Here is a 20,201-nt window from a genome sequence, read left to right as displayed (position 1 = left end):
TTGGCTGCGCGCGCGGAGGCGTGACCGTCGATAACGCGATATTTCGGGCGCGGAAGTCGCTGGTTTCCCGCATTGTGGCTGCGCGCTCACTCATCGGGACAGCTGGTCGGGATCCGGGACCGGCTCCCATCAGCCGAGAGATGCCGCCACATAGCGGGATTCGGCGGCGCGATACGGCGGGGCGCGACTGGCGGCAGCCACGGCAACCATGCACGCCGCGGGCCATGGCAACCCGCCCGGACCGCCACGGTGCTGCAACGGGCCAGGCTGCGGCGAGTGGCGCCGCGACGTGCCGCGAGGGGACGCGCCGCGGCGAGCGGTTCGGGGGTTGCGGGCGAGCGGTGCGGGGATGCGGCGACTGCCGTGGGCGGTGCGGCGGTGCGGCGAGTGCGGTGGGCGGTGCGGGGATCCGGCGACTGCGGTGGGCGGTGCGGCGGTGGGGCGACTGCGGCGGGCGGTGCGGGGATGCGGCGAGTGCGGCGGGTGGTGCGGGGATGCGGCGGGCGGTTCGGGGATGCGGCGACTGCGGCGGGCGGTGCGGGGATGCGGCGAGCGGTGCTGGGCGGCGAGGCGCCGTTCAGGTGGTTGCGTCGAGGAGTAGCTCGAGCAAGTGGTGGTAGGTCTGGCCGGTCGCGCGGGTCAGGCCCAGCTCGCACGTGCGGTTGACCGAAGCGTGGGCGGTGAAGTCGCCGAGGCGCACGGCCGCGGCCTCCTCGAGGGTGGCGGACGCGGTCAGCTCGGGGTGCAGCAGGCCACGATCGCCGGCGAAGGCGCAGCACTGCCAACCCGACGGCACGGTCACGCGGTCGGCGATCGCGGAAGCTATCCGGGCGATGGCGTCGTCCAGGCCCAGGCGGGTGGAGCTGCAGGTGGGGTGCAGCGCCAGCGACGGCAGGCGGTGGGTGATGGTCAAGGTGGGGAGCACGTTGTCGGCCACCCACGCGACGGCGTCGATGGCGTCGATGCCCATGCGGTGGAAACCCTCGGTGCAGGAGGCGGCGTCGCTGATCACGGGCAGGTCGACGCCGGTGAGGGTGTCCACGACGCGGGTGCGCATGAGCTCGTAACCGTCGGGCAGGCCCTTGGAGCTCCAGGGGGTGCCGCAGCACAGGGCGGCGATGCCGTCGGGGACGGTGAGGTGGAGGCCGGCGCGGGTGGCCAGCTGCCGCACTGCCGCCATCACGCCGGGGCCGCCGTCCGCGGGGGCGAACATGGTGTTGAGGCACGAGGGCAGATAGAGGGCGTCGGCTCGCGCCGACAGCGAAGGGCGGCGTCTGGTTCCGCCGGGCGGCAGGTCACGGGACCAATTCGGTACGGCCGGAGCACGCGTGGCCGCCTCCACAAAGGATGAGGGAGCGGCCGCGGCGGCGCTGAGCGCGACGCCCATGGTGCGGGTGGCGGTGGGCCAGTGCCGGGCGGCGGTGGTCCAGAGGCGTTGGGTGGCGCGGCCGTTCGCCTCGGCGCGCAGGCGCTTGGTCAGGTCGCCGGTGTTGATGAGGACGGGGCAGGCGGTGGCGCACATGCCGTCGACCGCGCAGGTGTCCACGGCGTCGTACTGGTATTCGCGTTCCAGGGCGGCGGCGATGGCCGGGTCGCGGGCGGCGGCCAGCTCGCGGCGCAGCACGATGCGCTGGCGCGGCGTGGTGGTGAGGTCGCGGCTGGGGCAGACGGGCTCGCAGTAGCCGCATTCGACGCAGCGGTCGACCTCGGGCTCGACCGTCACGACCGGCTTGAGGTGGCGCAGGTGGGCGCGGGGGTCGTCGGTGAGCAGGACGCCGGGGTTCAGCAAGTTGTCGGGGTCGAAGGCGCGCTTGATCTCGAGCATGACCTCGTAGAGCTCGTCGCCGTACTGGCGGCGGACGAAGGGCGCCATGACCCGGCCGGTGCCGTGCTCGGCCTTGAGGGTGCCGCCGCGGGCGAGGACGGCGGTGACCATCTCCTCGGTGAAGTCGGCGTAGCGCTGGACCTGGTCGCCTTCGCCGAAGCGCTCGTTGAGCATGAAGTGGAGGTTGCCGTCCTTGGCGTGGCCGAAGATGACGCTGCGCTCGTAGTCGTGGCGGTCGAAGAGGCGGTTGAGGTCGTCGCAGAGGTCGGCCAGGACGGGGACGGGGACGGCTACATCCTCGAGGAGAGCAACGGTGCCGCTGGGACGGTTGCCGGCGACGGTGGCGTAGAGGCCCTTGCGGATGTGCCAGAGCGCGTTGCGGGCGGCCGGATCGCGGCTGAGGCGGGTGGGCAGGTCCCACGACGCGAAGATCTGCGCGGCGGCGTTCTCGCGGTCGGCCAGGCGGTCGGTGTCGGGCTCCTGCCATTCGACGAGCAGCGCGGCGTGCCGGTCGACGGCCAGGGCGCCGAGGGCGGGGTCGGTGCGGGCGACCCGCAGCGACTCGGCGTCGAGCAGCTCGACGGCGGCGGGGGAGAGGGCGACGAGGTCGGGCATGGCGGACATGGCGCGGTGCAGCGTGTCGAACACGACCAGGCCGGTGGTGGCGGCCGGGTTGACCGGGACGGTGTTCAAGACCGCCGAGGCGACGAAGCCGAGCGTGCCCTCGCTGCCGATCGCCAAATGAGCCAGGATCCCGGCCGGCGTGTCGTGGTCGAGGAGGCTGTTCAGGCCGTACCCCATGGTGTTCTTCATCGAGAACTGGGCGCGGATCACCCGTACGGAATCGGGATTTGACCGCACCCGGTCTCGCAGCCGCAGCAGGGCCGCATGGAGCGACGGCTCCGCCTCGCGGAGCCGAACGTCCGCGTCGGGCAGGCCGGTGTCGACGACGGTGCCGCTGGGCAGGATCAAGACCAAAGATTCGAGCGTCTTGTACGTGTTGGCGTGGGTGCCGCAGGTCATGCCGCTGGAGTTGTTGGCGATGACGCCGCCGATCGTGCAGGCCGACTCGCTGGCGGGATCAGGGCCGAGCTTGCGGCCGAACGGCGCGAGGCGCGCGTTGACCTGCCGGAGCACGGCGCCGGGCTGCACCCGCACGCGTTTGCCCTCGTCGAGGACCTCGATGTCGCGGAAGTGCCGGCGGGTGTCCATGAGCAGCGCGTCGGTGCCGGCTTGCCCGCTGAGGCTGGTGCCGCCGGAACGGAACGTGACGCCCAGCTTCAAGCCGGCGGCGGCCCGCATCAGCGCGGCGACCTGACCGGCGTCGTGCGGCACCAGCACGGCCTGCGGGGTGAGCAGATAGTGCGACGCGTCGTGGGCCATGCCGAAGCGGTCGGTGACCCGGGTCCGGACCGTCCCGGGCGCCGCCTCCTCCAAGGTCCTGAAGGGCTTCATCGGGCACCTCCTTCCATGACATCCTCGTCCCATGGGCCGGGGATTGGCGATCGTCGCTGTGCTGGCCGGTGGGTGGACGCTCGCCGTCGTCCTGTTCCTCTGGAGCCTGCGGCTCGCCGGCTTGATGTCCAACGGCTCGGTGATGAGCGGAATTCTCCTGGTCGCCGGCCTGGCGGTAACTCCGGCGGCGCCGGCCGCGGCGTCCTGGCTCGCCGGCCAGGGCGGGTGGACGGTCGCGGCGTGGATCCTCGGCGTGCAGGCCGCCATCCTGGCCGTCATTCTCGGCGGGTGGCTCATCGGCATGATCACGCAAAGCTGAGCGTCACTCTTTCGGTGACATACACGCCCGTCGCTGGTGGCTAGAGTCCGGGAACGTGTCCGTTGACCTGCCCGGCATGATCGTGCAGTCCGTGGGTGAGGCGATCGTCGGGGAGACGCTCGACGGCACGGTCGTGCTCTGGAACCGGGCGGCCGAGCAGCTGTACGGGTATCCCGCCGCGGAGATGATCGGGCAGCGGGCGGATCGGCTCTATCCGCCCGGGCGGCCCGACGGCGAGCGGATCCGGCGCGATGGCAGCAGAATCCGGGTCTGCTCGCGGGCGGCTCCGATCGTGGACCACGCCGGCGTCACCGTCGGCGTGGCCACGACCTCGTGGTTGCCGGAGAACGACCGGCTCGGGCACGACCTGCGGACGCCGCTGAACGCCGTCCTCGGGTTCACCGAGACGCTGCTGATGCGCCTGCCCGGCCCGCTCAACGACGAGCAGGAGCACCAGCTGCGGCTGGTGCGGACCAGCGCGGAGCAACTCCTGGCACGCATCAACCAACTGCCGTGAAGGGCGGACGCTCGTGAACGGTTGGACGGACACCTGGTGGCAGCTGACGGCGCTGGCGAACGCGGTGATCCTGGCCGCGTACCTGGCGATCTCGCTGGCGATCGCGCGGGGGCTGTGGCGCTCGCGGCAGTGGCGCAACAACCCGCTCGGGCTGGCGACCGCTGCCATCTTCTTCAGCTGCGCGGTGCACCACGGCTCGCACACGGTGCATTTGCTGATGCCGTACTTCGGCGGCGACATGCACGCGGGCATGGCGATGCGGATGGCGTTCGGCATGGACTTCCAGGCCGCCGGCTGGGACACCGTGACCGCGCTGCTGGCGGTCTGGTACTGGACGCTGCGCGGTCGGTTCCCGGCGCTGGTGCGCGGCGCGGCGGTCTTCGAGGACCTGCGGCTGCGGCAGGCGGCTGAGGCTACCCTGCGGGCGAGCGAGGAGCGCTTCCGCGAGATCGTGGAGACCACCAGCGAGGGCGTCGTGGTCGTCGGTGGCGACGGGCGGATCGGGTACGCCAACGACCGGTTCGCCGCGATGGTGGGCCGGCAGCCCGCCGAACTGCCCGGCACGCCGGTGCTGGACCTGGTCGCCATCGCCGACCGGCCGGTCGCGGCGCGGGCGCTGAGCGAGGTGGGCGCCAGCGGGGCGACCCGCATCGAGGTCGGCCTGCAGGCGCACGGCGGTCGGGCGGTATGGGCGCGGATCGCCCTGACCGCCCGGGTCGGCGACCCCGACCGGCCGGTCGGGGCGCTGGCGATGGTCGCCGACGTGACCGAGCAGAAGAGCATCGAGGCGCAGCTGCACCAGGCGCAGAAGCTGGAAGCGGTGGGGCAGCTCGCGGGCGGGCTCGCGCACGACTTCAACAACCTGCTGACCGTCATCGACGGGTACGCCGCGCTGCTGGTCGCCGGGGCCGACGAGGACACCGCCCGGGACCTCGTGATGATCCGCGACGCGTCGACCCGGGCCGGCGCGCTCACCCGCCAGCTGCTGACGTTCTCCCGGGCGCAGACCGCCCGCCCGCAGGTGGTCGACGTGGCCGAGCTGGTGGCCGGCGTCGAGGTGCTGCTGCGGCGGCTGATCCGGGAGGACGTCGACCTGATCGTCACCTCGGCGGCCGCGGCGACCCCGGTCCGCGTCGACCCGGGCCAGCTCGAACAGGTGCTGGTGAACCTGGCGATCAACGCCCGGGACGCGATGCCGGACGGCGGGACGCTGGCCATCGCCACCGACCGGGTCGTCGACGACGCCGGGGATCGGGTGCTCATCACCGTCACCGACACGGGCTGCGGCATGACGGCCGACGTCGCCGAGCGGGTGTTCGAGCCGTTCTTCACCACCAAGGGGCCGGGCGGCGGCACCGGACTGGGCCTGTCGACCGTGTACGGCATCGTCACCCGGGCCGGCGGGCAGGTGCGGCTCGAATCGCAGCCGGGCGCGGGCGCCACCTTCGAGGTCTTCCTGCCGGCCGCCGAGGTGCCCGCCGACGCGATCGGCGAGGCCGTCGAGCCGCAGCCGCTCACCGCCGGCACCGGGACGATCCTGCTGGTCGAGGACGATCCCGCGGTCCGTCAGCTGAGCCAGCGGATCCTCACCACCGCGGGGTACGAGGTGGTGGTCGGCGTGGACGGTGAGAACGCCCTCGAAGTGGCCCGCGCCCATGACGGCATCGACCTGCTGGTCACCGACGTGATCATGCCGGGGATGAACGGGCAGGAGCTGGCCGACCGGCTCACCGAGCTCCGCCCCGGCCTGCCGGTGATCTTCACGTCCGCGTACACCCGCGGCGTGCTCACCGACGACGCGGCGGCCTTCCTCGACAAGCCGTTCACCGCGGCCGCCCTCACCGCGAAGGTCAGATCCGTGCTGGACAGCCGGGCCGGCGTCGTGGCGTCCCGGGCATGACGGCGACGGTCCTCTACATCGAGGACAACCCGATCAACACGATGCTGGTGGAACGGGTCCTGCGGGCGCGGCCGGAGGTGACGTTCGGGTCGGCGCCGGACGGGCGTACGGGGCTGGACCGTGCCGAACAGACCCGGCCGGACCTGGTGCTGCTCGACCTCGAGCTGCCGGACATCGGCGGCGAGCGGGTCCTCGCCGAGCTACGGGCGCGGGACATCCCGGTGATCGTGATCAGCGGGGACGTCGACCCCGCGGTCCAGCGGCGGACGCTGGCGAACGGCGCCCGCTGCTTCCTGGTCAAGCCGTACGACATCACCGACCTGCTGCGGGCGGTCGACGCCGGCCTAGGCGTGTAACACCGCTCTTTCGCGTGGTCGACGCCGGCTCAGGCGTGCAGCACGGTCAGGCAGATGTCGTCGTCGGGGGCGGCGCCGCCGAGCATGTCCCGGACGATGGCCTCGGCCAGGAACTCGGCCACCGGCTGGTCCGGGTCGAGCCGGTTGAACGCCTGCGCGGCGACCTTCAGCAGGTGCTTCCCGTCGACCGAGGACGGGTCGCTGTGCCGGTCGGTCAGGCCGTCGGTGTAGGCCAGGAACGCCGAACCGACCGGCAGCTCCAGCTCCCGCTCCGGGAAGACGGCGTCGCGCAGCACGCCCAGGGCCGGGCCGGCCGCCTTCAGCAGCACCGCCGCGGTGGCCTCGCCCTCGGGCGCGACGACGACCGGCGCGGGGTGCCCGCCGTTGGCGAAGCGCAGCCGCCCGGTGTCCGGCTCGAACAGCGCCACCACCGCGGTGACGAAGGTGTCGTCCCGGCCGGTGCCGGCCAGGAACCGGTTGAGCCGGGTCAGCACGCCGACCGGGTCGGGATCGTCGTGGGCGTACGCCTGCAGCGCCGCGAGCGCGTGACTCATGACCGCGGCCGGGTGCCGGTCGTGGCCGGCGACCTTGCCGACCGACAGCAGCACGCGGCCCTGGTCGACCGCCCGCGCGTCGTACCAGGCCGAGCCGATGTCCAGCCGCTCCGGCGCGGGCAGGTACACCGCCGCCAGCTCGGCGCCGGGGACGGCGGGCAGGGCCGGTTGCAGCACCGCGCTGTGGAACGCGTCGATGGTCCGGCGCACCGCGAACCAGTCCACCTGGGCCTGCGAGTCGGCCCGCGACCGGGTACGGATCCCGGTGACGTCCTGGGCGACGCCCCACACCCGCGACGTGGCGGTGGGGCGGCAGGAGACGATCAGCTCCCGGACCGCGCCGTCGGCGTCCACGACGCGCAGCTCGGCCGAGGACGGCGCGCCCGCGTACCAGGTCCGCTCGATCATCGAGGCGATCCGGGCGGCGTCCTCCGGGTGGAGGCGGCGCATCAGCTCGGGCACGGTCAGCCGCGCCGACGGCAGCCCCAGCGCCTCGCGCAGCACGGGCGAGACGACGATCGTGTCGGTCGCCGGGTCGAACTCCCAGGTGCCGGCCCCGGTCACCCGCTGCGTCTCGACGACCTGCTCGACCGCGGAAACGGTGATCTGGTCGTCGACCAGCAGCGAGTCGATGGTCGCCAGCACCATGGACGGCTGCGCCGGTTTGAGGATCACGTCGTGCACGCCGCACGCCTGCGCCAGCGGCTGGATCTCCTGCGCGCCGTAGTGCGCGGTGCTGAAGACGATCGGGATGTGCCGGGTCGCCGGCTCGCCGCGCAGCGCACGGGCCAGCGCGTAGCCGTCCAGGCCCGGCATCAGGACGTCCGTGATCACCACGTCCGGTGGGCACAGCGCCGCCATCGCCAGGGCGCGGTCCCCGTCCGGCGCCTGTTCGACGCGGTGCCCGCGGTAGCTCAGCAACGTTCGCATGAACTCCCGGCTGGGGGCGTCATCATCGACAACAAGCACGGTCGCCATCGCTCGGACGCTAGTGCGCGCCGGGCCCGGCACTCGCACACGGTGTGCGGCGGGGTCGCACGAGCGAATGAAAACGGCTCCACCGGGTCCGCACGCGCATACCATGCCGCCATGGACCTGGGCCACGGGGACAGGTGGCGGCTCGACCCCTGTCAGGCATGTCCCGCGCAGACGTTGCCGGTCGGCGAGTTCGACGTCCTGGACCGGCCGGGGCCGGCGTCCCGCTACGACCCGGCCGCCGGGTATCGGACCAACCAGACGACCGGGCTGCCCGAGTGCGTCCACCCCGCGCGGGTCCAGCTGCCGGCCTGCCTGTACGCCAGCAACCACGAGCCGCCGCCCGGACCGGCGGGCAAGCGCCCGGAGCCGCCGGACGACGCGGCCGGGCTGGAGGCGTGGTTCGGCGCCGTGATCCGGGCCGCGCCGGCCGAGCTGGCCGACGCGGAGCTGGCCGCCAGTACCCGGTTCCCCCGCGCCGAGGTGCTCGCCGCGATGCGTCGCGCGCTCTCGGCCGAGCTGGTGCGCGGCCGACTCGTCCGGTCGTCGGACGCTCAGCGGGACCCGCAGAACTTCCGCAACGCCGCCGAGTCCACCGGGTCGATCCACTCGTAGGTGCCGCGCAGCTGGTCGGAGATCTGGTCGACGGTGGTGACGGCCGCGGTCATGACGCCCCACGGCATGCTGACGTGCAGCAGGGTGCGCACGATGCCCGCCGGGAGATGCGGGCGGCCGGCGCCGGTGGCCCGCAGCAGCAGCCCGCCGGTGGAGACGTCCTCGACGTGCCCGCTGACCGGCACCAGCCGGCGGCCGGGCTCCGAGTCGACCTGGGCGGTGCCGGTCGCCGCGTACGCCCCGGGCCGGCGCGCGGCCTCGCGCCGCTGCACCACGTCGGTGGTCAGGTCGCCGGCGATGGTGAGCCGGCCGCCGCGCAGCTCGGCCTCGATCCAGGTCACCCCGGCGTTGGTGACCAGCTCGACGATGCCGGCGCGCCGGGCGGCGGGGTCGTCGAGGCTGAGCACCGGGATCGGGGCGAGGGCCGCCACGAAATCCGCCCGCACGTCGTCGAGCACGATCAGGGGCAGGTCCGGCTCGCCCGGGCACCGCAGGGTGAGGGTGCTGCCCGCCGGCACCACGATCATGGCTCGACGCTCTCACATCGTCGCGCCGGATGGCGGCCGAATCCGGCAACCGGGTGCCGACTGACCTGGGAAAGTATGTGGGATATACGCATTTGAATATGCGAGATCTTTAGCCTTCGGCCGACGTCTGTCGTGACGGAGGATGCAGTGGGAAAACGTACGCGGGGGATTTTCGCAGGTGTTGTCGTGCTCGCGGCGGTGGCCGCCGTGGGAGCGCGATTCTCATGGACGGCCGGGGACGCCGAGCCGGCGCCGGCCGCCGGCACGACCGCGGCAGCCGAGCCGGGCGTGCTCGATCGGGTGGGCCGGGCGGCCCGGGCGCTCGTCGGCGCCGACAGCGGGCATCACACCGAGCCGGTCTCGGCCGGGATGTCGGTGAGCCGTCCCGCGCCGGCCGCGAAGAAGTGGCCCGCGCAGAAGCGGGTGCGTGAGGTCACCGCCAAGCGCACCGCGAACGGCCGGGTGTACCAGCTGTCGGACGGCCGGCTGCAGGCGGAGCTCTCCGCGACGCCGGTGAACTATCGCGACGGCAAGGGCCGCTACCAGCCGATCGACACCCGGGTGAAGGCGACGGGCCGGCCCGGGTACGTGCAGGGCAACGCGGCCAACACCTTCGCCAGCCTGTTCGGCGACCGCACCGACCGGCTGGTGCGCTTCGAGAAGGACGGCCGGTCGGTCGAGCTCGGCCTGGCCGGCGCGGCCAAGGGCGCCACGCCGCAGGTCTCCGGCTCCACCGTGACCTACCCCGGCCTCGCCGGTGGCGCGGACCTGGTCTACGACGTCGGCTCGACCGAGCTGAAGGAGAAGATCGTCCTCAAGCGGCCGCCCGCGGGCCCGGTGTCCTACGCGTTCACGCTCGACGCGCACGGTCTCACGGCCGTGCCGCAGGCGGACGGGTCGATCGCGTTCCGCGGCGCGAGCGGCGCCACCGAGCTGACGATGCCGGCGCCCTTCATGGCCGACGGCGCCGGCCGGACCAGCACCAAGGTCACCCAGACGGTCACCGGCTCCACCGTCACCGTGACCGCGGATCCGGCGTGGCTCGCCGACCCGGCGCGCGTCTACCCGGTCGTGGTGGACCCGACGATCAAGGTGCAGCCGGTGCCGGCCGACGCGCTGGACGCCCAGATCAACTCCGGCGCCGCGACGACGAGCTTCGGCGGGGACTACCAGCTGAAGGTGGGCACCGACGCCAATTCCGTGTGGCGGTCGCTCCTGAAGTTCGACACCAGCCCGGTGCCGGCCGGCACCACGATCGACGACGCGCAGCTGCAGCTCTACTACGACCAGTCGCTCTACGCGTACGGCCAGGACGTGCCGATGGAGGCGCGGCCGGTGACCACCGCCTGGACCGAGTCCACGGCCACGTGGGCCGGCACGAACGCGAACATCTCACCGGCGCCGGCCGGCAACATCGTGACGGTCGACGACGGTGACAGCAACACCGCGGCGGTCGGCACCTGGACCTCGTCGACGAACTCCACGCTGACGCCCAAGGCGATCGGCAGCGACTACCGGGTCAACAACGACGCGACGACCGGGCACACGTACACCTGGGTGCCGACCATCACCGAGGCCGGGAACTACCTGGTCGAGGTGCACTACGTCGGGGAGTCGGACCGGGCGTCGAACGCGCCGTACACGGTCTACTACAACGGCGGCTCGAAGGCGTACACGGTGGATCAGACCACCCCGACCGCGGACGGCGCCTGGAAGACGCTCGGCGTCCTGCCGTTCGCCGCCGGGACCAGCGGCAAGGTCGTGCTCGGCGACGTCGCGAGCAAGGCGGTGATCGCCGACGCGGTCCGGTTCACCAAGGCGAGCGCGGTGAAGGCCAACTCCAAGTCCAGCGCCTGGATCTCGTTCCCGGTGCGCAGCGCCGTGCAGAGCTGGGTCGGCGGCGCCGCCAACTACGGCCTGATGGTGAAGGCGGTCAACGAGACCGACCTGGGCCGCGGCGGCGCGATCTTCGAAGCGTCGGAGTACGCCTACAACAACGACCGGCGCGACTTCAACCTGCCGAAGCTGGTCATCACGTACGGCAAGCAGGGCGTCGCGGTGAACCCGCCGACCACCATCGCGGCGACCGGCGCGTTGCTGGACTGGCCGGCGTACACCGGCGCGGACATCGCCGAGTACCAGGTGCACCGCAGCGTCTACCAGACCTTCACGCCGTCCGCGGCCACGCTCGTCGCGCCGGTCAAGGCGGGAACGCTGTCGTTCCAGGACAGCACGGCCGCCCCGACGGCGGCGGCCGAGACCGATGCGATGAAGCGCAAGTTCTTCTACTACATGGTCGCCGTGAAGACCACCGACGGGAAGCTGCTAGCGGGTCCCACGGTCCCGGCGATGCTGCCCAAGGCCGGACAGATCACCAAGATCTTCCGGACCGGGGTCACCGACACCACGCTGTCGGCGGCCCAGCCGGCCGTCAACGTCAACAGCTACGCCGGCGACCCGTACGTCTCGCCCGGCAACAACTCGACGGTCTACGGCGACACCCGCGGCCTGGTCAAGTTCCCGATCTCGGGCGTGCCCGCGAACGCGCAGGTCGTCGACGCGCAGCTGCGGATGTGGAACGCCGGGCTCTACCCGGGCACGGACACCGACGAGTACGTCGACGTCTACCGCCTGACCCGGGCCTTCGACCAGACGAAGGCCACCTGGAACACCAGCGACGGCGCCACCGCCTGGACGAAGGCCGGCGGTGACTACGACACCGCCTGGTCGGCCGGATTCAACGGGTTCACCAACGACCCGGAATGGGAGACCTGGAACGTCACCACGGCCGCGAAGAGCTGGGTGGCGACGCCGGCCGGCAACTACGGCCTGCTCCTCAAGCAGCGCGACGAGGTGGGCGCCACGGCCCGGGCGATGCTGCTGGCGTCGGAGGCGAGCGAGCCGCTGCTGCGGCCGGCCCTCGAGGTGACGTACCTGGAGCAGACGCCCGAGTCGACGTACTACGCGCCGCAGACGCCGACCGACGTGGCGCCCGCGTCCACCTACACGACCCCGGTGTCGATCTCGAACCCGACGCCGGCCACGTGGAAGGCGGCCGACTGGCAGCTGTCGTACAAGTGGAGCCGGGCCAACGGCGAGGCCGTCGCCGGCTCGACAGCGGTCACCGCTCTGCCGGCCGACGTCCCGTCCGGCGGCACCGTCGACCTGACCGCGACCGTCACCACGCCGCCGTCGACGACCGAGGGCAACAAGAAGACCGACTACACGATCAGCTGGGAGCTGCAGAACAAGACCACCGGCCAGGCCCTCGCGCCGCTGGCGCAGACGGTCGCGGTGGTCGAGCCGACCTCCGACCAGCTCGGCCTCGAGCAGTTCTACGCCTACGCGGGGAAGAACACCGGCGCGGGCGGCACGCTCATGAACAACCTGGCGGCCGGCAACACGGTGTGGTCGTACAACGCGTTCAGCAACCCCGGCCGGGGCCTCAGCTCGTTCGTACGGCTGGCCTACAACTCGCTGGACACCAGCGACACCGTCTCCGGGTACGGCTGGTCGCTGCAGGCCTCCTCGATGATGCGCCTGGGCTCGCCGCTGGACTTCCACCCCAACCCGCACCCCACCAAGATCACCATGATCGACGGGGACGGCACCAGCCATTGGTGGACCCTCGACACGGCGAGCGGGCAGTGGGTGTCGCCCAAGGGCGTGCACCTGTACCTGCAGCAGAAGGCCGGGGTGCAGTGCAAGCCGAACACCCAGGAGCCGCAGGCCTGGTCGCTGACCCGCCCGGACCGGACGCAGTTCTTCTACGACTGCGACGGCTACCTGACCTCCGTCGTGGACAAGAACGGCAACACCATGACGTTCACGTACGAGGAGCGTAAGAGCAACAACAAGCCCACCAAGTTCCTGCGCTACGTCACCGACCCGGCCGGCCGGCAGACGCTCACGATCGACTACTTCGCCAAGGGCGACGCGTACGACTACGTGGACGACGCCACCTGGACGCGCAAGTCGGCGACCGGCCTGACCAATCCGAAGATCATCGACCACGTACGGCAGATCACCGACATCAGCGGCCGGAAGCTGACCTTCACCTACACCGACAAAGGGCTGCTCGGCGAGCTCGTGGACGGCGCCGGCTCGGCCAGCGGCGCGCCGAAGACGTTCAAGTTCCAGTACGACATGACCCAGGGCAACAAGAACGTCAAGCTGGTCAAGGTCACCGACCCGCGGGGCAACGCCACCAGCGTGGTCTACAACTACCCGTCCGCCGGGGACGACCCGCAGTGGCACTGGCGCACCAAGTCGTACACGGATCGGCTCAACGGCCTCACCCAGTTCGCCTACACCGACCCGGACGGCGCGCAGGGCACCGGCGTCGACGCGACGGTCACCGACGCGGAGAACCACGCCACCGCGTACCGGATGGACGGCTTCGGCCGGCCGTACCAGACCACCAACGCCCGGAACCAGGTGACCAAGCTGGTCTGGGACGACCAGCACAACGTCAGCAGCCTGACCGAGAACAACGGCGCCGTCTCGGCGTGGTCCTACGACCCGAAGACCGGCTACCCGCTGGAGACCAAGGACGCGCCGGCGGTCAAGAACGGTTACCCCGGCACGCGGCTGACCTACAGCACCCAGCTCAACGGGTACGTGGCCGACCTGGCCACCAAGACCAGCCCCGAGGGCCGCAAGTGGTCGTTCACCTACACCACGGCGGGCGACCTGGCCACGGTGACCGACCCTATCGGCAACACCACGGCCACCGCCGACGACTACACCACGACGAACACGTACGACGCGTACGGGCTGCCGCGCACCGTCAAGGACGCCAACGGTCACACCACCTCGTACGACGACTACGACGCCAACGGCTACCCGCAGACGATCACCGACGCGCTCACCCGCGCGACGAAGTACGTCTACGACGCCCGCGGCAACGTCACCAAGATCACCGATGCCCTGGGCAAGGACACCACCCAGGCGTACGACACGTTCGGCCGCCCGCTGGCCGGAAAGGCGCCCAAGGACCAGGGCGCCGGCGTCTATATCACCACCCCGGCGCCGGTCTATGACACCAACGACAACGTGCTGACCTCCACCGCGCCGAACGGGGCGGTCACCACGGCCGTCTACGACGCGGCCGACGAGCTCTCGTCGATCGTGGCGCCGGCCGACGTCAGCGGCGATCCGGCGCGCAAGACCACCTACACCTACGACAAGACCGGCAACCTGCTGACCACCACCGAGCCCGACGGCAACCTGCCCACGTCGACGAGCCCGACCGACTACGTCACGACCAACACGTACGACGCGATCTACCAGCTCAGCGCGGTGACCGACGCCAAGGGCCACAAGCTGCAGTACGAGTACGACGACGTCGGCAACGTGGTCACCGTGACCGACCCGCGCAAGAGCGCCACGGCCGACACCGCCGACTTCACCACCAAGATGGCCTACGACCTGGCCCACCGGGTCACCCGGACCACCGACGCGGCCGGCAAGTTCACCGGCAGCACCTACGACAAGGACGGCCTGACCACCTCGACCACCGACCAGGTCGGCACCACCACGCTGGCCACCTACGACGCCAAGGGCCAGCTGATCGAGCAGAAGGTGCCGCGGTCGGGCAGCGGCGCGACCGCGATCTACGCGATCACCCGCTTCGAGTACGACCAGGTGGGCAACCAGACGAAGGCGATCAGCCCGCGCGGCGTCGACACCACCGACGACCCGGACGACTTCGCCCAGGTCACCGTCTACGACGAGCTCAACCGGGTGAAGGAGACCCGGACCGCGTACGACAAGGACGACAGCCGCTACAAGACGCCGGACAAGACCACCTACACGTACGACAAGGTGGGCCGCCTCGACACGCTGTCCGCCCCGCCGTCGGCCGGCCAGTCGCTGCGCAACGACACGAAGTACACGTACTTCGACAACGGCTGGACCAAGTCGTCGTCGGATCCGTGGGACCTCGTGACCACCTACGACTACAACGAGCTGGGCTCGCAGACCGCCCAGACGGTCACCTCGGCGGGCGGCTCCTCGAACCGCACCATGAGCTGGACGTACTACCCCGACGGCAAGCTGCGGTCCCGCGCGGACGACGGCGTGCCGGTTGGCAAGCAGGTCGTGCTGGTCGAGAACTCCGATTTCAACAACACCGTCGCGACCGGCGTCTGGCCGGCGACCGGCGAGGGATCGGCGGGCTATGCCAGCCACGCGGCCGGCACCGGCAGCAACGCCTTCACCTGGCAACTGAACATCCCGCAGGACGGCAGCTATCAGGTCTTCGTCCGGTACCCGCAGGTGAGCGGCGCCGCCACCGACGCCAAGTACACCGTCACGCACGGCGGCGGCAGCGTGGTCAAGACGGTCGACCAGACCACGGCCACCGGAACGTGGGTCAGCCTCGGCTCGTACGCCTTCGCCGAGGGCAACGCCCAGAAGATCAGTCTCTCCGACCAGGCCGGCGGCACGGTCGTCGCCGACGCGGTGAAACTGGTGCGCGACAACGCCGCCGACACCGACAACGAGAAGAAGGACTACACCTACCGGTACGACGCCAACGGCAACATGACGACCATCAGCGACGTCTCTCCGGGCACCCGGGTCGACAACTACGCCGTGTCCTACACCGAGCTCAACCAGGTCGCCAAGGTCACCGAGTCGAAGTCGGGCGCGACCGTCGGCGCCACCTCGTTCGCCTACGACGAGAACGGCTCGCCGACCTCGACCACCCACGACAAACAGTTCGCGGCCTACGAGTACGACGTGCGCAACCTGGTGTCGAAGGTGACCAACGGCAAGTCCCCCACGGACAGCGCCGCCAAGGTCACCACCTACACCTACACCGACAAGGGCGAGAAGCTGCACGAGGTGAAGGGCAACGGCAACACGGTCGACTACGGCTACTACCTCGACGGGCTCCTCAAGAGCCAGACCGAGAACAAGCCGAACGGCACCCTGGTCTCCAGCACGGCCCTGGACTACGACCTCAACGGCAACCGGTCCCGCGAGGTCGCCAAGAAGATGAACGCCGACAACCACGGCGCCTACCTGACCACCACGAGCGACTACATGTACGACCCCCGCGACCGGCTCGCCCAGGTCGCCAAGACCGGCGACGGCGCCGGGACCGAGACGTACGTGCACGACGCCAACAACAACGTCACCAGCCAGACCGTCAAGGCCAAGACGACCACCTACAACTACGACCGGAACCGGCTGCTCACGTCGGTGTCCGGGGGCGCGACGGCGTCGTACAACTACGACCCGTTCGGCCGCCTGGACACCGTGACCGCGGCCGGCGCCGTCATCCAGCGCAACGTCTACGACGGCTTCGACCACATGGTGGAGAACCGGCAGCTCGCGGGCACGGGCACGTCGACCACCAAGTACACCTACGACCCGCTGGACCGGACCGCCACCAAGACCACCGACGCCGGCGCGGCCAAGGAGAAGACCACCGCGTACAACTACCTCGGCCTGTCCACCGAGGTGCTCGACGAGGAGGTCGCCGGGGAACTGACCAAGTCGTACCAGTACTCGCCGTGGGGCCAGCGGCTGTCGCAGATCACCAACAAGGAGGACGGCACCACGGAAGACGCCTACTACGGATACAACCCGCACTCGGACGTCGACACATTGACCGACGACTCGGGCGACACCAAGGCCACGTACGGCTATACCGCGTACGGCAGCAACGACGAGGCCCAGTTCACCGGCATCGACAAGCCGGACTCGGCCGACCCCACCAAGGAGCCGTACAACGCGTACCGGTTCAACGCCAAGCGGTGGGACCAGGCGTCCGGCTCGTACGACATGGGCTTCCGCGACTACAGCCCCGGACTCAACCGGTTCCTCACCCGGGACTCGTACGGCGGCGCCCTGGCCGACATGAACCTCGGCATCGACCCGTGGACGAGCAACCGGTACGCCTTCGGCGCCGGCAACCCGATCACCGCGATCGAGAACAACGGGCACACCCCGTGCGTCGAGCCCGGCGACTGTCCCTCGAAGTCGGGGCCGACCTGTTCGGACGCCACCCCCGAGTACTGCCACTCGGCCGGCAGCGAGGCGATCGACTCGTACGGGCTGTTCTTCATGTGGCTGGGCGGCTTGCTGTCGGGTTGCGACGACAACAAGACGGCCTGCCACGACACCAAGTACTTCCGTGACGGCGACCCGTTCACCGAGGACATCAAACGAATGCAGTCCATCCAGGACGCCCGGCAGCAGATCGCTTCCGACCTCGCGAACGGCGCGACCTCCGGCACGGTCAACATGCACTACGTGAGCCAGGGCCCCAAGGACCGGGCCGCCACGGCGCTCGACAACCTCTGGTCGATCCTCACCTTCGGCTACGGCAACGGCGCCATGCCGACCGTCCAGGCGTTCATCGGGTCGTACGACATGACGTGGGAGAAGGTCGGCACGGACAGCGGCGGCAACGCGATCATCGAGTTCCACCTGACGAACGCCAGCACCAAGGCGTCCGGAAGCCTCAACCCCATGAAGGTCTTCAACTATCCCGGGCAGGGCGAGGCCAACCAGAGCGCCGGCGACGGGCACGACGCCGAACCCGGGGAGCATTGGCTGCAGCAGTCCGTGCGCTGGCGGGAGACCTTCGTCGGCGGCGCCGCACCGGTGTTGCCGCCGATCGAGGGCCCGTCGTTCGGCACCGCGGACAACTGCTGCGTGCCGGGGCTGTGAGGGTAGCGTGATGGCCGTTCACACCGGAATCGAGGCTGGTACGCCGATGAGGAGATGGGCCGCCGCGCTGGCCGCCGTGCTGCTCCTGACGGGCTGCTCGTCGCTGGCGCCGGCCGGCGACAAGCGGGCCGAGGTGAGCCAGTCGCAGCTGGGCGGCACCTGGCAGGCGACCGGGGGAGGGGTCATCTCGTTCACCGAGGACGGCACCTTCCTCGCCTCCGACCTGCCGCACCAGATGTTCGACGGGTTCACCAACGTCCTGCCGCCCGACTACCGGCCCGGCCGCGACAAGCTGCGGGCCGCGGGCAGCTGGGAGTTGCGGGCCGGGCTGGGCGACCCGGACGGCCCGAAGAACCACGTGTACCTGCACGTGCGCGAGCTCTTCGGCCACGAGGCCGCCGGCGGCACCGACCTGGAGGCGGAACAGGGCAAGGACGGCGTGGTCCTGACGTACTACGCCGTCGACCCCGACCTGAACCAGCGGATCACCTGGACGAAGTGTTCGGAGACCAGCTCGACGAACGACCCGCCGAGCTGCTGAGAGTGCCGGGGTGGCCCGCGGTCCCGCGGGCCACCCCACCCCCACAACCGGAGCATCGCTGCTAGGTTCGTGCGGCGAAACGATCATCGATCTCTGGGACACGGGGTGAAGAGAGATGAGCGTCGGCCGCGAGCGGGTGGTCGGGATCATGCGGGCCGGGCAGGATGCCTTCGGGCGGGCCCCGGAGGAGTACGCCGAGGACGCCGGCCATTTCCACCGGACGTTGAAGGACTACTGCGACACCTACGATCCGGCCTTCTACCCGGAGGCCAAGAGCGCCTGCGACAACTACTTCTATCTGCCCCACCGCCGGGAGGCGCGGGGCGTGGGCGGCATCTTCTTCGACGGGCTGCGGCCCGCGGGCGAGGACGGCTGGGAGCGCGGGCTCGCCCTGGCCGAGCGCGGGATCGCGATGCTCGCCGAGGCCTACCTGCCGATCGTGCAACGGCGCATGGACCAGCTGTACGGGGATCGCGAGCGTCAATGGCAGCTCTACCGCCGCGGCCGGTACGTCGAGTTCAACCTGGTCTACGACCGGGGCACCAAGTTCGGGCTGCAGACCGGCGGCAACATCGAGGCCATCCTGATGTCGCTGCCGCCCCTCGCGGGTTGGGCCTTCGACGTGACGCCGGAGCCGGGCAGCCCCGAGGCGGAGATGCGCGACGAGTTCCTGACTCCGCGGGACTGGGCTTTGCATAGGTAGATCAGCTACATATGATGGCGACATGCCTATCGGACGGATGCGCGAGCCCACGTACTTCATCCTGGCCGCGCTGCAGGACGAGCCACGGCACGGGTACGCGATCATGACGCGCGCCGAGGAGCTGTCGCGAGGGCTGGTGAAGCTGGCGACCGGCACGCTCTACGCGGCGCTCGACCGGCTCACCGGCGAGGGCTACCTGCGGGTCGTCAACGAGGAGATCGTCAACGGGCGGGCCCGGCGCTACTACGCGCTGACCGACGAGGGGCGGGCCGCGCTGGTCGCCGAGGCCGAGCGGATGGCGGCGGCGGCCCGGGTCGTCACGCGCTTTCGGGGAGCGACCGCGTGAGCCCCGACCTGGAACGCTGGTACGCCGACCTGCTGCGGCTGTACCCGATGGCGTACCGCGAGGAACGCGCCGACGAGATGCTGGCGACGATGGTCGAGGCCGAGCGGCCGGTCGGCCGCGAGACGGCTGCGTTGCTTCTCGGGGCGGCGCGCGCTCGCGCGGGCCTGGCCGAGCTCACCTCGCCGGGCCAGGTGTGGCTCTCCGCGCTGCGCCTCACCGTCCTCGTGCTGGTCGTGCACGCCACCGCGCTCTCCGCCGCGCTGGCCGGGCGGATCGTCTTCTCCGACCTGCTCCAGGGACGCGGGCTCGCCCTCACCAGCGACCTCGGCCACGTCGGCGCGGTCGTGGTGGGCGCCCTCGCGCTGTTGGCCTTCGCCGGCGGGCGCTATCCGACCGGCATCCTGCTGTCCGCCGGCGCGTTCGCGCTGACGTTCTGGGCGCTGAGCTGGTATCCGACACCGCTGTTCCGCCTCGTCGACGGCGAGTTCTGGCAGCTGCCGCTGGCGATCCTGCTGGCCCTGCCCCTGCTGCGGTGGCGGCCGCGCCCGGCCGCGCGTCCGGTGTGGTGGCTCCTCGCGGTGCCGGTCGCGGTGGTGGTGCTCCCTACGGCCTTCGACGCCTCGCTGGGGTGGCAGCCCTATGCGCTGTGGGGCCTCGGGCTGCTCGCTCTGCTGTGGACCGCTGTCGACGCGCGCGTGGCGATCGCCGTGGGCAGCCTCTTCCTGGTGCAGGCGCTGACGCTCGTGGGCTACTGGACGCCGGGCTGGGTCAACTCGCCCATCTCACCGTATCTGCTGATCTACACGAGCTGCACGGCCGTGCTGGTCGCGGCGGGGTATGCCGGGATCCGGCGCCAGGCCGAGTTGTGAGTGGGGCGTCCCCT

The 20,201-nt window shown here is 71.0% G+C and carries 13 protein-coding genes; 10 read left to right on the top strand and 3 right to left on the bottom strand.

Going from position 1 to position 20,201, the window contains the following annotated elements; all coding sequences use genetic code 11:
• Positions 1-577: 577 nt before the first annotated feature.
• A complete protein-coding gene (locus ACQPZX_RS32525; protein ID WP_433363652.1) occupies positions 578-3,280 on the bottom strand; it encodes an FAD-binding and (Fe-S)-binding domain-containing protein in 2,703 nt (900 codons plus the stop codon).
• A 31-nt stretch (positions 3,281-3,311) separates the two neighbouring features.
• Here ACQPZX_RS32525 and ACQPZX_RS32520 point away from each other — a divergent pair, with 31 nt between their 5' ends.
• Genes ACQPZX_RS32520 through ACQPZX_RS32505 form a run of 4 tightly spaced genes read left to right on the top strand, consistent with a single transcriptional unit; the run spans position 3,312 to position 6,372 of the window.
• Positions 3,312-3,599 carry a hypothetical protein gene (locus tag ACQPZX_RS32520; protein ID WP_433363649.1) on the top strand — a complete coding sequence of 96 codons (288 nt, stop codon included), beginning with the start codon at positions 3,312-3,314 and terminating at the stop codon, positions 3,597-3,599.
• Positions 3,600-3,654: 55 nt separating this feature from the next.
• Entirely contained in the window at positions 3,655-4,116 is a 462-nt protein-coding gene (locus ACQPZX_RS32515) for a histidine kinase dimerization/phospho-acceptor domain-containing protein (protein WP_433363646.1), read from the top strand.
• Positions 4,117-4,129: 13 nt separating this feature from the next.
• Positions 4,130-6,016 (top strand): ATP-binding protein, encoded by a 1,887-nt coding sequence (locus ACQPZX_RS32510; RefSeq protein WP_433363643.1) that lies wholly within the window; start codon positions 4,130-4,132, stop codon positions 6,014-6,016.
• Positions 6,013-6,372, top strand: a complete 360-nt coding sequence (locus ACQPZX_RS32505; protein WP_433363640.1) for a response regulator — start codon at positions 6,013-6,015, stop codon at positions 6,370-6,372. Before ACQPZX_RS32510 ends, ACQPZX_RS32505 begins: the two co-directional genes overlap by 4 nt.
• Before the next feature lie 29 nt (positions 6,373-6,401).
• On the opposite strand, the gene ACQPZX_RS32500 is transcribed toward ACQPZX_RS32505, so the two are convergent.
• Entirely contained in the window at positions 6,402-7,904 is a 1,503-nt protein-coding gene (locus ACQPZX_RS32500) for a SpoIIE family protein phosphatase (RefSeq protein ID WP_433363637.1), read from the bottom strand.
• 111 nt (positions 7,905-8,015) lie between these two features.
• Between ACQPZX_RS32500 and ACQPZX_RS32495 the strand changes: the two genes are divergently transcribed.
• Positions 8,016-8,516: a hypothetical protein gene (locus ACQPZX_RS32495; RefSeq protein WP_433363634.1), complete on the top strand. Its 501-nt coding sequence runs from the start codon at positions 8,016-8,018 to the stop codon at positions 8,514-8,516.
• Here ACQPZX_RS32495 and ACQPZX_RS32490 read toward each other — a convergent pair.
• The gene (locus ACQPZX_RS32490) at positions 8,456-9,043 is read right to left on the bottom strand and encodes a hypothetical protein (RefSeq protein WP_433363631.1); all 588 of its coding nucleotides are present in this window, start codon (positions 9,041-9,043) and stop codon (positions 8,456-8,458) included. The two genes, ACQPZX_RS32495 and ACQPZX_RS32490, sit on opposite strands and share 61 nt — an antisense overlap.
• Positions 9,044-9,190: 147 nt before the next feature.
• Between ACQPZX_RS32490 and ACQPZX_RS32485 the strand changes: the two genes are divergently transcribed.
• The 5 genes from ACQPZX_RS32485 to ACQPZX_RS32465 all read left to right on the top strand — a co-directional run bounded on the left by ACQPZX_RS32485 (position 9,191) and on the right by ACQPZX_RS32465 (position 20,187).
• On the top strand, positions 9,191-17,728 hold the full coding sequence (locus ACQPZX_RS32485; RefSeq protein ID WP_433363628.1) for a DNRLRE domain-containing protein: 8,538 nt from the start codon (positions 9,191-9,193) through the stop codon (positions 17,726-17,728).
• Between the two features lie 46 nt (positions 17,729-17,774).
• Positions 17,775-18,269, top strand: a complete 495-nt coding sequence (locus ACQPZX_RS32480) for a hypothetical protein (RefSeq protein WP_433363625.1) — start codon at positions 17,775-17,777, stop codon at positions 18,267-18,269.
• Positions 18,270-18,384: 115 nt separating this feature from the next.
• The gene (locus tag ACQPZX_RS32475; RefSeq protein ID WP_433363622.1) at positions 18,385-18,972 is read left to right on the top strand and encodes a coproporphyrinogen III oxidase; all 588 of its coding nucleotides are present in this window, start codon (positions 18,385-18,387) and stop codon (positions 18,970-18,972) included.
• 22 nt (positions 18,973-18,994) lie between these two features.
• Complete coding sequence (locus ACQPZX_RS32470) at positions 18,995-19,318, top strand: PadR family transcriptional regulator (protein ID WP_433363619.1); 324 nt, start codon at positions 18,995-18,997, stop codon at positions 19,316-19,318.
• Entirely contained in the window at positions 19,315-20,187 is an 873-nt protein-coding gene (locus tag ACQPZX_RS32465) for a hypothetical protein (protein WP_433363616.1), read from the top strand. Before ACQPZX_RS32470 ends, ACQPZX_RS32465 begins: the two co-directional genes overlap by 4 nt.
• The last annotated feature ends 14 nt before the right edge of the window (positions 20,188-20,201 follow it).

The organism is Actinoplanes sp. CA-142083, assembly GCF_050942195.1.
Lineage (GTDB): Bacteria > Actinomycetota > Actinomycetes > Mycobacteriales > Micromonosporaceae > Actinoplanes.
The sequence above is the reverse complement of the archived record's forward strand: the minus strand, read 5'-3'. Positions and strand labels throughout refer to the sequence as shown.